This window comes from Lentzea tibetensis (genome assembly GCF_007845675.1).
GTDB lineage: Bacteria > Actinomycetota > Actinomycetes > Mycobacteriales > Pseudonocardiaceae > Lentzea > Lentzea tibetensis.
Map to the genome: position 1 here is coordinate 1 of NZ_VOBR01000035.1, position 13,784 is coordinate 13,784.

At 70.5% G+C, this 13,784-nt stretch carries 13 protein-coding genes; 3 read left to right on the top strand and 10 right to left on the bottom strand.

Going from position 1 to position 13,784, the window contains the following annotated elements:
* Nucleotides 1-202 precede the first annotated feature (202 nt).
* Nucleotides 203-1,129, bottom strand: coding sequence for a hypothetical protein (locus FKR81_RS36820; protein WP_146358851.1), 927 nt, complete (start codon nt 1,127-1,129; stop codon nt 203-205).
* Between the two features lie 137 nt (nt 1,130-1,266).
* Nucleotides 1,267-4,041: a helix-turn-helix transcriptional regulator gene (locus tag FKR81_RS36825; RefSeq protein ID WP_146358852.1), complete on the bottom strand. Its 2,775-nt coding sequence runs from the start codon at nt 4,039-4,041 to the stop codon at nt 1,267-1,269.
* Nucleotides 4,042-4,146: 105 nt separating this feature from the next.
* On the opposite strand from FKR81_RS36825, the gene FKR81_RS36830 reads away from it, so the two are divergent.
* Both FKR81_RS36830 and FKR81_RS36835 read left to right on the top strand, forming a co-directional pair.
* Nucleotides 4,147-5,193: an alpha/beta hydrolase family protein gene (locus tag FKR81_RS36830; protein ID WP_146358853.1), complete on the top strand. Its 1,047-nt coding sequence runs from the start codon at nt 4,147-4,149 to the stop codon at nt 5,191-5,193.
* A gap of 82 nt (nt 5,194-5,275) precedes the next feature.
* On the top strand, nt 5,276-7,204 hold the full coding sequence (locus tag FKR81_RS36835; RefSeq protein WP_146358854.1) for a PIG-L family deacetylase: 1,929 nt from the start codon (nt 5,276-5,278) through the stop codon (nt 7,202-7,204).
* Here FKR81_RS36835 and FKR81_RS36840 read toward each other — a convergent pair.
* The 3 genes from FKR81_RS36840 to FKR81_RS36850 form a co-directional block, all read right to left on the bottom strand.
* Nucleotides 7,201-7,815 (bottom strand): LysE family translocator, encoded by a 615-nt coding sequence (locus FKR81_RS36840; protein WP_146358855.1) that lies wholly within the window; start codon nt 7,813-7,815, stop codon nt 7,201-7,203. The two genes, FKR81_RS36835 and FKR81_RS36840, sit on opposite strands and share 4 nt — an antisense overlap.
* A gap of 77 nt (nt 7,816-7,892) precedes the next feature.
* Nucleotides 7,893-8,633, bottom strand: coding sequence for an ABC transporter permease (locus tag FKR81_RS36845; RefSeq protein WP_146358857.1), 741 nt, complete (start codon nt 8,631-8,633; stop codon nt 7,893-7,895).
* The gene (locus FKR81_RS36850) at nt 8,630-9,547 is read right to left on the bottom strand and encodes an ATP-binding cassette domain-containing protein (protein WP_146358859.1); all 918 of its coding nucleotides are present in this window, start codon (nt 9,545-9,547) and stop codon (nt 8,630-8,632) included. Before FKR81_RS36850 ends, FKR81_RS36845 begins: the two co-directional genes overlap by 4 nt.
* Nucleotides 9,548-9,630: 83 nt before the next feature.
* Between FKR81_RS36850 and FKR81_RS36855 the strand changes: the two genes are divergently transcribed.
* A complete protein-coding gene (locus tag FKR81_RS36855; protein ID WP_146358861.1) occupies nt 9,631-10,371 on the top strand; it encodes a TetR/AcrR family transcriptional regulator in 741 nt (246 codons plus the stop codon).
* Here FKR81_RS36855 and FKR81_RS36860 read toward each other — a convergent pair.
* The 5 genes from FKR81_RS36860 to FKR81_RS36875 are packed head-to-tail and all read right to left on the bottom strand — an operon-like array spanning nt 10,323 to nt 13,774.
* The gene (locus FKR81_RS36860; protein ID WP_146358863.1) at nt 10,323-11,642 is read right to left on the bottom strand and encodes an MFS transporter; all 1,320 of its coding nucleotides are present in this window, start codon (nt 11,640-11,642) and stop codon (nt 10,323-10,325) included. The genes FKR81_RS36855 and FKR81_RS36860 overlap by 49 nt on opposite strands.
* Entirely contained in the window at nt 11,639-12,370 is a 732-nt protein-coding gene (locus tag FKR81_RS36865; RefSeq protein ID WP_222598519.1) for a creatininase family protein, read from the bottom strand. Before FKR81_RS36865 ends, FKR81_RS36860 begins: the two co-directional genes overlap by 4 nt.
* On the bottom strand, nt 12,367-12,798 hold the full coding sequence (locus tag FKR81_RS44545) for a hypothetical protein (protein WP_235922117.1): 432 nt from the start codon (nt 12,796-12,798) through the stop codon (nt 12,367-12,369). Before FKR81_RS44545 ends, FKR81_RS36865 begins: the two co-directional genes overlap by 4 nt.
* Nucleotides 12,795-13,265, bottom strand: a complete 471-nt coding sequence (locus FKR81_RS44550) for a beta/alpha barrel domain-containing protein (protein ID WP_222598520.1) — start codon at nt 13,263-13,265, stop codon at nt 12,795-12,797. The genes FKR81_RS44545 and FKR81_RS44550 overlap by 4 nt, the downstream gene beginning before the upstream one ends.
* Nucleotides 13,262-13,774 carry a nucleoside 2-deoxyribosyltransferase gene (locus FKR81_RS36875; protein ID WP_146358865.1) on the bottom strand — a complete coding sequence of 171 codons (513 nt, stop codon included), beginning with the start codon at nt 13,772-13,774 and terminating at the stop codon, nt 13,262-13,264. The genes FKR81_RS44550 and FKR81_RS36875 overlap by 4 nt, the downstream gene beginning before the upstream one ends.
* Between the last annotated feature and the right edge of the window lie 10 nt (nt 13,775-13,784).

Genomic DNA, 13,784 nt, shown 5'->3' on the forward strand with positions numbered 1-13,784 from the left:
AGATAAACCTGGCACTCAACCACCAGCTTCTTCGACCTCTGCGATGCACGACACTTCCGGTTCTCGACCACTGCAACCCCTGCTCACAACCCAGGTGTTGCAACGATCAATAGAACCCAAGAGGGGCAGCGCCCCAACCACTTAACCCACGAGCAGCACACAAAAGGGCCCCGCCCAAAAAGGACGGGGCCCAACCCAACGATCAGCCAACCGGCGGAGCCATGTCGAACCAGTTGAACGTCTCCACCATCTGACGCGTGGACCCGACGTACCGCGGCCCAGTCAGCTCCCACCGCACAACGTTGGTGTACGTCCCAGGCTGCAGACTCTCGTCCTCAGGCGTGTCAGCGTCATCGGAAACCGGCGAGTACTGAGAGATGGTCTTCTTGGTCAACGTCACGTCGAGCGACTCGTAGTCGGACTGCGTGCTCAGGTACCCATCAGACCCGTGGTCACCAGCACGCCCTGGGTCGGCCAGCTTGAGCTGCACGGTGGAACCGTTGAACGACCCCTTGGCGGCAACAACAGTCACGATGTGCCCACCACCACGCTGCAAACTTCCAGCCTGCGGCCCAGCCGAGTAGCGACCGTAAACCATCTGCACAGGCCCGCGGTTGAGCTTCTTGGCCAACTCGCCGGAGAAGTCGGCGGTGTCCTTGGAGTTGATGTTGCCGACAGCGGTGGCCCACCCAGCATCACGAGCAGGCTTGGTAGCGATGTTCCACGCGGTCTGCAGGTTGCTCATCTTGGTACCACCGTTGTACGACGAGTCCACCCCGATGCGCCAGATCGAGTTGGTGATGACGTTGTAGTCGGCCTGATCCATCGGGTCGAGGTTCTTGGTCTTGGTGGTCTGCCACCCGACCGGCGCGTTCTTCTCGTGCCCCCAGTAGTGGAGGACGTTGTAGAGCGACGCGGGCCCGCAGTAGGCGTTGCCGTTGTTCTCGAGACCCGCCCGGAACTGGTCGACGTCGCTGACGCCGCACTGCTTGACGTCGAAGGCGGGCCCGGTGACGTCGGTGAGCCGCACGCAGGGTGCCGGCTGGCCGACGATCGGGTCTGCGGACGCGATGCCCGGCAGAACGACGGTGGAGAGAGTGGCGGCGGCGATGATGGCCTTGCGGATCATTTTCTTCCCCTACCTCGGTGAGTTCCTGTGGTAGGTAAAGGTTCTAGGAGCGGGACCCCCAAAGGCATGAGGGGACGACCCTCAAGAAAAAAGCCGAAAAGATGGGTGTATCAGGCCCACCCCCACGCGCATCTGCATCAGGCGAGTACGCGAGCCAGGTCTCTCCGGCCGCTGATGCCGAGCTTGGTGTAGATGCGCCCGAGGTGATTCTCAACGGTCTTGGGCGTCACGAACAGCTCCTGCGCGATCTCCCTGTTGGCCCTGCCCAGCGCGGCCAGGTCCGCGACCCGGCGCTCGGACGCGGTCAGCGCCTCCGGCCCGGCGAACACCTGCCTGCGCGGCCGGTCACCCAGTGCCTCCAGCGCCTTGACGGCACGCGTGCGCAGCACGGACGACCCGCACTCGGCCGCCAGCTTGATGCCCAGGTGCAACGGCTCCCGCGCGTCCGTGCGGCGCCGGGCCACCCGCAGCGCCTCCCCCAGGTCCACGAGCGACCTGGCCCGTTGCAGCCGTGCGGGCGACCGTTCCAGAGCGGACACGGAGTCCGTGAGCAGCGCGAGCCGCCGCGCGGGATCGGCGTGCGCGAGCAGTCGCAGCGCGACCCCCACCTCGGTCGCCGCACCCCACTTCCGCGCCACGACCAGCTGTTCCTCGGCGAGCGCCAGCGCGGTCGCCTCGTCGCCGAGCTGCAGCAACGCCCGCGCGGCCGGCTCGCGCCACGGGATCGTGGGCGGGTCGACGCCGACCGCGCGCATCTGGTCGCGCTGCAGGTAGGCCTCGGACAGCGCCAGCTGGGGGTTGCCCCGCGCGAGCGCGAGCAACGCGCGCGGCTCGTGCAGCCAGATGGTCGGCATCATCCGAAGCGACTGCTCGGCGTCGAACGCGGCCAGCGCGTCCGCCGCGCCGTCGAGATCGCCGCGTTCGAACGCCGCGTAGGCCGCGAAGTGCGTCGACGTCGCCCGCAAGGCGACGACCTGCGGCACCGGTTCCTCGTCGCGGACCGCGGCGAGCGCGCCGTTGGCCTCGGCGTCCACGAAGGTCACGTCGCCGAGCCGCCACTTCAGGAACATGTCCGCGTTGGCCACCATCGCGTACTCGACCGGCGACCCGTGCGCCCGCACGCGCAGCCGTGCGCGGTCGATCTCCCGGCTCGCGTCCGCCACGCCGTCCGCGGACACGAGTGCCAGCAGCGCCACCAGCCACGCCACCATCGCGTCGGTGCTGCCAGTGGCGTCGTCGAAGTACGCGCCACCGGCCAGTGCGCGCACGGCCGTCGCGGCGACCTCGTCCGCGGGCCACACCTCGTAGCGGCCCATCTGCGCGAGCAGTCCGAGCAGCGTGCGCTCGTCCGGCGTGCCGCCGCTGAGCGCCGCGTACGAGGTCAGGTGGTCGGACGCGGCCTGGCGCTGGTCCGGCAGGAACGACCGGATCACGGCGAGCCGCGCCTCCAGGTGCAGCCTGCCGTCGCCGCCCGGCCGGGTCCGGATCGCGTCGGTCAGCTCGGCGATCGCCGCCAGCGGTCCGTCCACCACGGCCGTCGCCGACGCCGCGGCGGCGACCAACTCGGCATCGGGCAACCCGGCCGCGGCCGCCCTGAGCTGGCGCTGCGCCTCGGCCGCGTCACCGCACCTCAGCAGCGCCCGGCCCAGCTCGGCCCGCAGGCCCGCGTCGTCGGGAGCCTCGTCGATCGCGCGAGTCAGGTGGGCGACCGCCGTGGCGGCGTCACCGGCGGCCAGCAGCGCGGTGGCGGCCCTGCGCAGCACGCCCGCCGCGTCCGGCAGCGTGCCCTTCGGCGCCTGGACGAGGTGCGCGGCGACGCGGTCGACGGGTGCGTTCGCGGCCAGCAGTGACGTCGCCGCGCGGGCGTGCAGCGCGGCGCGGGCGACCGGTCCGAGGTCGGTCAGCACGGCCTCGCGCACGACCGGGTGCGCGAACACGAGGTGGTCATCGTCGCTGGTCAGCACGTTCGCGGCGGCCAGCGCCTCGACGGCACCGGACAGCTCGCTCGCGTCGAGCCCGGCCAGCTCACCCGCCAGCCACGGGTCGCTCCCCGTACCCAGCACCGCGGCCGCGCCGGCGAGCCGGACAGCCTCGGCGGACACGCGTCCGAGCGCCGCGCGGAACACCGTGCTCGGCCCGAGCCTGCCGACCCGTTCGGCGGTCGAGGCCTGGTCCAGTGGCAACGCCAGCGCGGCCAGCTCGTCGACGAGCACGCCGGCGAGGAACGGGTTGCCGCCGCTCGCCGCGTGCACGGCGGCGACGACCTCGGCGGCGGGCCTGCGGTCGCACATCAGCGCACCCAGTGCCTCGGTGCTCAGCGGGCGCGGTAGCAGCCGTTCCGCCTGCCGCGACACGCTCAGCTGCGCGAGCGGCCCGGTGTTCTCGGCGGGCGGCCTGGTCGCGACGACCAGCGCGATCGGCAGGTCGGCGATCCGCCGTGAGAGGTAGACGAGGAACTGCAGCGACGACAGGTCGGCCCAGTGCGCGTCGTCCACGGTGATCAGCAGCGGCCGGGTCGACGACAGGTCGACGGCCACCCACCACAGCGAGTGCAGGGTGCGGGCCAGCTCGGCCTCGCTCGGGTCCACGACCGCCTGGTCCAGCGCCTTCAGCGCGGCGCCGGACGGGCCTGCCAGGATCTTCTCCCTGATCTCGCCGCTGTAGCGCGACACGGACCGCTCGACCATCTGCCGGACGACACCCCACGCCATCGCGCTCTCCAGCGCGTCACCGACGGCCTGGAGCCTGCCGAACCCGCGGGCTTTGGCCAGCTCACGGGTGGCGTGGACGAGGCGGGTCTTGCCGATGCCCGCGCGTCCCTCGATGAGGACGACACGACCCTCGCCGCGCGTCGCCGACTCCAGTGCCGCCTCGATCCGCCGGAGCTCGCTGTCCCGTTCGAGGGTGTTCATCCGACGGATCTCTTGTGCACGGGCGCGATCGTAGCGGCCGTCTGTAGCAGGACCATTACGAAACGTGGACCACGCCCGGACGTGGCGCCGGTAGGAATGTGGACCATGTTGCGACTGCTTCTAGCGGTATCCCTGCTGGTGGCGGGCCTGGCCGGCACGGCGGCGGCCGACGAGGTCCGCACCGCCGAGTACGAGCTCACGCCCGGACTGCCCGCTGTGGTGCACCACCCTGCCGACATCAGCGGGGTTCACCCGCTCGTGGTGATCCTGCACGGCTACTACGCGACCTGCGCGGACCGGAACCCGAACGGCGAGCTGTACCGGTGGCCGTGCGCCGAGGGCATCGAGCCCATCCCGAGCTACCGCGGCTACGACTACCTCGGCGGCGACCTCGCGGCGAAGGGCTTCGTCGTCGTCTCGATCAACGCCAACCACATCAACGGCGGACAGCACGGCCCCGACGACTTCGCCGACCGCGCCGCCCTGATCAACGAGCACCTCGCCGCGTGGCAGCGGCTGTCCGCCTCGGGTGAAGGCCCGCTCGCGGGCGCGTTCGGCGAACTGCGGGGTCACGTCGACATGACCAGCGTCGGCGTGATGGGCCACTCCAAGGGTGGCCGGTCCGCCGCGCGGCACTCCGCGGACGGCTACCACGGCGAGTGGCCGCAGGGCGTGCGGGTGAAGGCGGTGATCGCGCTGGAGCCGATCCCCAGCGGCGGCGCCGACTCGGTGGTCTCGCAGATCCCGTTCATGACCGTGATCGGCGCCTGCGACAAGGTCAGCAACCCGGCAGCGCGGCAGTACTTCGAGGACGCGGCGACGCGCAACACCGCGCCGCTGCACCTGCTGACCGTCCACGGCGCGAACCACACCTTCTTCAACACCCAGTGGTCGCCGTCGAGCGGCCAGGTCGACTCCGGGGACGACGCGGACCACGACGGCGTCGCGCCCGGCAACTGCCGCACGAACGACGCTTCGCACGCGGAGCAGAAGCAGCTGACCGAGGAGCAGCAGCGGATCGTCGGCGCCGGGTACCTGTCCGCGTTCTTCCAGCGCTACCTGAAGGGCGAGACGCGGTTCGACCCGGTGCTGACCGGAGCGGACCACCCGTTCGAGCACATCACCGAGGTCGACGTGGAACACGACCAGTAGATTGGAGTCGCAAGCAACCTCCCCAGGGCGAACGCGTCCTGGGGATTAGTTGTTGTTAGAGGGAAATCCTGGGGGGATTCTCATGGCACACGTCAGTCGGCGTGCCGTGCTCGCGGCCGGTGTCACCGCCGCGGCGGCGACCGCCATCGGCGCAAATTCAGGTATCGCGTTCGCCGTGGGGGGCGGGGCGCAGAGCCTGCCCGGCGGCGGCAGTTTCGTGCAGATCGTCGCGCACACCGACGACGACCTCCTGTTCCTCAACCCGGACATCCAGCCGTCCATCCTCTCCGGACAGCCGGTGCGGACGATCATCCTGGGCGCGGACGAGAACGAGGGCTGGGAGGACGGGGGCTGGTCGCGCGAGGACCTCGCCGCGAGCGTGCAGGAAGGCTCCCGCAGCGGGTACGCCGCGCTGGCCGGGAAGCCCAACAACTGGACCAGGGCCACCAAGACGGTCGCGACGATGGTCGTCGAGATCGACACCCTGGTCGGCCAGCCGAACGTGCAGCTGATCTACCTGAGCCTGCCGGACGGCGGTGACCCGCTGCACCGGGACGCGTTGAAGAACCTGTGGCTGGACGCCGGTTACGTGACCGACACGATCCTGCCGACGGACAGCCCGGTCGGGTTCGTCCAGCAGTACAACCAGAACGACCTGAACAACGTGCTCCTGGAGCTGTTGCAGGAGTACCAGCCGACGGTGATCCGCATCCAGGACCCGCACCCGAACGACGCGTTGCCCGGCCTGACCGATCCCGAGCACGAGGACCACGTCTACGCGGCGCTGTTCGCGCAGAAGGCGGTCAAGGCGTACGAGGGTCCGGACGGCCGGAAGTTCGCACTGCTCACCCGCTACCGCTGCTACAACACCGAGACGTCGCCGGAGAACGTGCCGGACGCGTTGCGCGGCACCAAGGCCGCCGGATACGCGGCCTACGCGGAGCACGACCCGATCACCGGTGACCGGTTCGACCGCAACGTGTCCCGCAACTACCAGCGCTGGCCGGTGGTCTCGCCGTGGGCGGCGACCGACGGCACGGGCGCGCTGCACGCGTTCATCGTCGCCGGCGACTCGGTGATGCACTGGCACCAGCCGGTGAACGGCGCGTGGGTCGGCCCGGTGAGCCTGACCGCGGGCACGTACGCGCCGGGCGTCGCGGTGGCGAAGCGCGGCGACGGCCTGCTCCAGATCGCCGTGCTGAGCCTGGAGACCGGCGCGATCATGACCGCCCGCCAGACCGGACCGGGCGCCGGTTTCGGCAGCTGGTCCAGCGTCGGCAACCCGGACGGCGCGGCCCCCGCGTACGGCACGCCGTGCTTCGGCGTGAACCACGGCGGCGAGCTGGAGCTGTTCGCGGTCAACCGCAACGACGAGCTCAGCAACGCGTGGGAGGAGAACGGCGGCTTCAGCGCGTGGACCGCGGCACCGGCCACCAACGGTGTCGTCATGTCCCCGCCGGTCGCGCTCACCGCGCCGAGCGGCCGGATGCACGTGTTCTGCGACGGCAACGGCAGCCTGCTGCACTGGCAGCAGGACCCGCAGGCGTCGATGGTGCTGAAGCCGGTGACGGCCGAGAGCACGCACGCGCCCGCGGTGACCGTGGACAACGGCAAGGTCCGCGTCCTCACGCGTGAGCACGGTGACGGCGCGATCGGCACGCTGGCCGAGTCGACGCCGAACGGCACCTTCGGGGCGCTGGCGCACATCGGTGGCCAGGGCGGTGTCGGCCCGGTGGCCGCGGCGGCGTCGGCAGGCGACAAGCCCGCCGTGTTCGCCTTCACCCGCAACGACGCCTACGGCATCAGCGTGGCGAAGAAGAAGGCCACCGGCTCGTTCGGCGCGTGGCAGGACCTGGGCGGCTACGCCGAGATCGCCCCGGCCGCGGTGCGCGACGCGATGGGCCTGGTGCGAGTGCTGGTCGTCGGCGGCGACGCGAAGCTGCACGAGCGCAAGCAGACCGCGTCCGGCCCGGACGGCCAGTTCGGTCCGTGGCAGCAAGCGGGCGACTAGTCCACGGCGAGCTTCACGCCGAGCCCGATGAGCACGGAGGCGGTGACCCGGTCGAGCCACAGCTTGACCTTGTCCCGCAGGAGGATCCTGCGCGCCCGGTCCGCGGTCCAGGCGACGGTCGGCAGCCACACGAGCCCGATGGCGAGGTGGATGCCGACCAGCAGGACTCCCCAGGCCGCCGGTTCGCCCGCGGGCAGGAACTGCGGCAGCAGGCTGATGTAGAACACGCCGGGCTTGGGGTTCAACAGGTTCGTCAGCAGACCCACGCGCAACGCGGAGCTGAACCGCACCTCGACGCGCGGGGTCTCCTGCACCGGCTCGGGTTTGCGCGCCGCCCACAACGCGGACACGCCCAGGTACACCAGGTACGCGGCGCCGACGATGCGGACGATGTCGTAGGCGAGCTTCGACGTCGTCAGCAACGCGGTGAGCCCGACGAGCCCCGCGGTCGCCCACACCAGGCACCCCAGCGTGCTGCCCGCGACCACACCCAACGCGACCCGGCGGCCGCTGAGCAACGCGGTGCGCACGACGAGCAGCGTCTCCAGACCGGGCGTGACCACGGTCAGCAACGCGACGAGCGTGAAGCTCAGCAGAGCGGTAACCGACATGCGCACACCCTAAGATCGTGCACCTGGGGGTCGCACATGAATTCGAGCACAGTCCGCATCGGCACGCGCCGGCCGTCCTAGTCGCTGGTGCGGCGGCGGTACAGCCAGGTGGCGAGCGTGAAGGACGCGAGCAGCAGCCCGGACGCCCACACCAGCGCGACCCACCCCGTCGACCCGATCGGCGTTCCGGTCAGCAGGCCGCGCACGGTCTCGATGACCGGCGTGATCGGCTGGTGCTCGCTCACCCCGCGCAGGAACGCGGGCATCGTGTGGGTCGGCACGAACGCGCTGCTCAGGTATGGCAGGAACAGCATGAAGAAGCTCAGCACGCTCGCCGACTCGACGGACTTGGCGACCACACCCGCCGCGGCGCCCAGCCACGACAGCGCGAGCACGTAGAGCAGCAGCAACCCCATCGCCAGCACCCAGTCCGCGACCGATGCCGACGGGCGGAACCCCATCGCCACCGCGGCGACGACCACGATCGCGGTGGCCAGCGCGTTGCGCGTGACGCTCGCGGCCACGTGACCGGTCAGCACGGCGAAACCGCGAATGGGCAACGACCTGAGCCGGTCGATCATGCCCTTGCGCATGTCGTCGGCGACCGCCATCGAGGTGGACGTGGCGCCGTATCCGGTGCACAGCACGATGGTGCCGGGCACCACGTAGTTGATGTACGCGGTCCCGGTGTTGATGGCGCCGCCGAACACGTACACGTACAGCGCCATCATCATGAGCGGCAACAGGATCGACATGAGCAGCGTGTCCGGGTTGCGGCGGGTCAGCCGGACGCTGCGCCCGATCAACGTGAGCGTCATGCCGCGACCCCCGCCGTGAGCGCGATGAACACGTCGTCGAGCGTCGGCCGGTGCGACGACACCCTGAGCACGGCGATATCGTTCTGCCGCAACGAGTCCAGCACGTGGTGCAGGTGCGCGGCGCTGCCGTCCGACGCGATGCCGAGCACCAGCCGCTCGGCGAACACGTGCCCGCCGACGCACGCCGCGGCGCGTTCCACGGCGGACCGGTCGTCGAAGTGGAGATCGAGCCGGTCACCACCGACCTGCGACTTGAGCGCGTCGGTCGTGCCGTCCGCCACGACCTTCCCCTTGGACAGCAGCACGATCCGGTCGGCCAGCCGATCGGCCTCCTCGAGGTACTGCGTGGTGAGGAAGATCGTCGTGCCGGTGCGGACGAGGTCCGCGATGGCGTCCCACATCGTCGTGCGGCTGACCGGATCGAGCCCGCTCGTCGGCTCGTCGAGGAAGATCACCCTCGGGCCGGCGACGAGACTCATCGCGAGGTCGAGTCTGCGCCGCATGCCACCCGAGTACGTCTTCACCCTGCGGTCGGCCGCATCGACCAGGTCGAACCGCTCCAGCAGCTCATCGGCACGCCTGCGCGCGGCGGGCCGGGCGAGCCGCATGAGCCGCGCGACCATCACCAGGTTCTCCCGGCCGGTCTGCTCGTCGTCGACCGCCGCGTACTGGCCGGTCAGGCTGATCACGCCGCGCACCTTCGCGGGCTCGCGCCGCACGTCGAACCCGCCGACCCGCACCTCGCCGGACGTGGCACGCGACAACGTGCTCAGTATCCGGATCGTCGTGGTCTTCCCGGCCCCGTTCGGCCCCAGCAACCCGAAGACCGACCCCTCGGCGACCTTCAGGTCGACCCCGTCCAGCACCACGGCCGACCCGTAGGTCTTCCGCAGTCCCTCCACCTCGACAATCACCCGAAACCCCCTTTATGCGTATGACATACGCACGATAGCGTAGGTGATACGCATAAAAGCGGCAAGGGCCTAGACTGATCGTCATGACCGAGCTGCCCCCGGAGATCACGCTGCTCTGGGGTGTGCGTGAGACACCGCGCCGAGGTCGCAAGCCTTCGCTCACGGCCGCTGACATCACCCGCGCCGCGATCGCCGTTGCGGACGCCGAGGGGCTCGCGGCCGTGTCGATGGCGCGTGTCGCGGCCGAGCTCGGCAACGCGACGATGGCCCTCTACCGGCACGTGAAGAGCAAGGACGAGCTGCTCGCGCTGATGACGGACGGTGCACTGGACCCACCGCCCGTCCTGCCGGGCGGCGACTGGCGGATCGGGCTGACCACGTGGTCGGAGGCGATCATGGCCTCGTTCCAGAAGCACCCCTGGTACGCGCAGGTCACGATCAGCGGCCCGCCGATCGGCCCGAACAACCTGGCGTGGTTCGACCGCGGGCTCAGCGCACTGGAGGACACGCCGCTGGAGGAGGGCGAGAAGGTCGGCATCGTGATGGGCCTGATCACCTACCTGCACGGCGAGCTGCGGCTGAGCTTCGAGCTGGCCGAGGGGTACCGGGAGAACCCGGAGGCGTTCAGCCGCGTGTACGCCGCGGCGCTGCGCCGGTTCGTCGACCCGCGCGAGATGCCGGCGCTGGCGAAGGTCGTCGACGCGGGCGTGTTCGACTACGACACGCTCTACGACGAGCAGGACCTGGGGGCCGACTTCAACTTCGGCCTGAACCTCTACCTGGACGGCATCGCCGCGTACCTGGACCGTCGCAGCAGCACGTAACCGCCGACCAGCAGCAACGGCACCGCGCACACGACCGCGACCACGCGGAAGCCGTCGGCGAACCCGGCCATGGTCAACGCGCCCATCAGGCTGCCGAGCAGTGCGACGCCGAGTCCCGCGCCGAGTTCGTACGACACGGACTCGACGGCGGCCGCCGATCCGGCGCGTTCCGGCGGCGCGCCGCTCATGATCGCGTCGGAGGCCGCCGTCTGCACCATGCCGTAGCCGCCGCCGATGAGCACCAGGCAGACGGACATCACCACGTGGTCCGCCGACGCCGCCAGCCCCGCGTAACCCACGGCGGCGGCACCGAGGCCGAGCGGAACGGCGAAGCGCAGGCCGAGCGCACCACCGCACAACGCGGCGAAGAAGGCGGCCAGCGGCATCGGCAGCAGGAACACCGCCGCCTCCCACGGCGACATGCCCAGCGCGAGCTGGAGGTGTTGTCCCAGCAGGAGTTCGAACCCCACGACCACCAGCACCGGCACGACGACCGTCGTCACGCCCGCGCGCAGCAGCGGTGAGCGGAACAGCGTGAGGTCGAGCATCGGGTGCTCGGCACGGAGTTGCCTGCGCACGAACAGGAACAGGCAGCCGGCGCCGAGAATCGCGGGCAGGACAACGGTTCCGCCGTGCGCGAGGTCCTTGACCGTGTAGATCACCCCGATGACACCGGCGACCACGAGCAGCGGTGACGCGGGCTCCCACGGTTCCGGGGCGGCAGCGGGTTCGTTGACCAGCACCAGCGCAGCCGCGGCGAGTGCGACCACCACGAACGGCACGCTGACCAGGAACACCGAGCCCCACCAGAAGTGTTCGAGCAGCAGGCCGCCCACGACCGGCCCGAGTGCGGCGCCGCCCGCGTTCACCGCGCTCCACACGCCGATCGCGAACCCGCGTTCCCGGTCGCCGGGGTAGATCTGCCTGATGATCGCGAGCGTCGCCGGGATGATCATCGACGCGGCCACGGCGAGCAGCGCGCGTCCCGCGATCAGCAGAGCCGGGCTGGACGCGAAGGCGCAGCACACCGACGCCAGCCCGAAGATGACCAAACCGTTGAGCAGCAACCGCTTGTGGCCGATGCGGTCGCCGAACGGGCCGGTGACGAGCACCATGCTGACCATCAGCAGCGAGTAGATGTCCGCGATCCACAGGACTTCGCGCGGCGACGCGCCGAGCTGCCGGATCAGCGACGGCACGGCGAGCGTGAGGATCGTCAGGTCCAGCGCGGTCGGCAGGAGGCAGGCCGCCACCACGGCGAGGCGGGTCACCGCATGCCGTACCCGGACTCGATCAGGTCGACGGCGTTGTCGACCACGTGGTGGAAGAGCCGCTTGCCCAGCTCGGCCGACGCACCGGACGTCCTGGACAGCACGCCGTCCGTCGACATGCGCTTCGCGTCCAGCGGGTGCACGTAGATCCCGGCGCGCGGCGGCGTCTCGTGATCGGGTCGCGCTGGCCGCACGACCTCGGGGCGCAGGTGCATCATCAGGCTCGTCTCGGTGACGCCCGCGTGTTCGGCGTGCCAGCCGGGGAAGCCGGGCACGTGCTCGGCGACCCAGTCGTCGTCGACCAGGCTCCACCAGCTGAAGGCGAGAATCTCGCTGTCGCCGCGGCACTCGTCGAGCGCTTCGAACACGAACGCCTCGTTCTCGTAGTGACCGTTGATCACGACCAACCTACCGAGCTGAAGTGGTTCCAGCGAGCGCAACGCGTCAGTCAAGTAGTTGATGAAGGTCGTGCCGCGCAGGTGCACCGTGCCGGGGAAGTGCAGCCCGCCACCGCTCTGCGGCAACGACCGCGCCGAGACCGGCTGCCCCGGCAGCACGTAACCATCCACTCGGGACGCGACCTCGTGTGCGAGTGCGACCGGGATGTCGTAGTCGATGGACAGCGGCAGGTGCGGCCCGTGCTGCTCCAGCCCGCCGATGGGCCAGATCAGCGTGGCGCCGCGCATCGCGTCGACGACCTCGGAGCTGGTCAGGTCGCCGTAGTTCACCGCAGGCTCCGTCCTCGCACGTCCGCCACGGTCAGATGCCGGGCGCGCAGCCACGCCTCCACTCCGTCGCGGATGGACTTGAGCGTCTCGTGCATGTCCTTGTGCAGCGCGGTGTACACCTGCACGGCGTGCGCGCCGACGCTGAGGTACTCGACGACGTCGGACGCCTCCTGCACGCCGCCGCTGCCCAGCACCGGGATCGCGATCCCCTGCCGCCGCAACGCGAAGATCTCCGCGAGCACCAGCGGCTTGATGCCGGCACCGGAGTACGCGCCTGCCAGCCGCACCTCGCCGCTGCTCGGGTCGACCGCGATGCCGGAGATGGTGTCGCTCAAGGTGATCGCGTCCGCGCCCGCGTCGATCGCCGCTCTGACGCGCGCCGGTGCGCCTTCGCCGAGCGCGAGCTTGACGCTGAACGGCACGGTCACCCGCTCGCGGACGGCTTTCGCGTACGCGGCAACGCGGTGCGGGGTTTCGGCCAGTTCCTCGGACTCGTTGATGCACGAGATCCGAGCTCCAGCGCGGGGCTGCCGGCGGCGACCACGCGTTCGGCCAGCTCCGCGAGCTCACGCGGTGAGTCCGCGTGCAGGTTCGCGATTACCGGCAGCTTCTCGTCGGCGAACCGGCTGATCACGTCGCACCACTCGGTCACGCTCTTGCGCGAGTACGTGGTGCTGTTGAGCATGCCGGTGGGCAGCCGGACGATCCGCTCGTCACCGCCGGGCGGCGGGTTCGGGTGGATGGTCTTGGTGATCACCGCGCCCCCGCCGCCGTCGAGCAGCCTGCGGATGTTGCGCTCCTGGTCGGTGAGCAGTCCGGAGCCGACGACCACCGGTGAGGACAGCTCCATGCCCAGCACGGTCGCGCGGGCGGGGTTCTCGACGATCGCGGTCATCGGGCGACCTCCAGCGCGCCGGACTCGAGCAGGGCGAGCAGATGGGCGCGGTCGCGCCGGATGCGCGTGATGTCGAAGAACGACACCCTTGCCGCGGAACGAAGTCCGCGCAGCAGATGGCTCGCGTGCTCGCTGACCGGCGCACTCGTGACGACCACGATCGGCTTGTCCAGCGCCGACGCCCAGCCGAGCTCGACGTGCGTGCCGTCGGTGCGCAGCAGCTCGCCGCTCTCGTCGACCGGCAGGACGGGCACGAACACGTCGCAGCGCCGCATCCAGCTGAAGTCCCTGACGGCGACCTGGTCCGGCGTGAACCGCGCGGTGTCGGCGCCGAACCGCTCGGCCTCGTGCGCGGAGAAGACGGTGCCGTTCGCGATTCGGACGGCCTCGATCACGTCGCTGATCGCGTCGCGCAGCGGGTCGTGGAAGCCGGTGCCCTGGATGGCGTGCTGGATCGGGCCGCCGACGAAGACGTTCAGACCGGACAGGTCGGGGATGGGGTTCGCCACTCGATGCTCC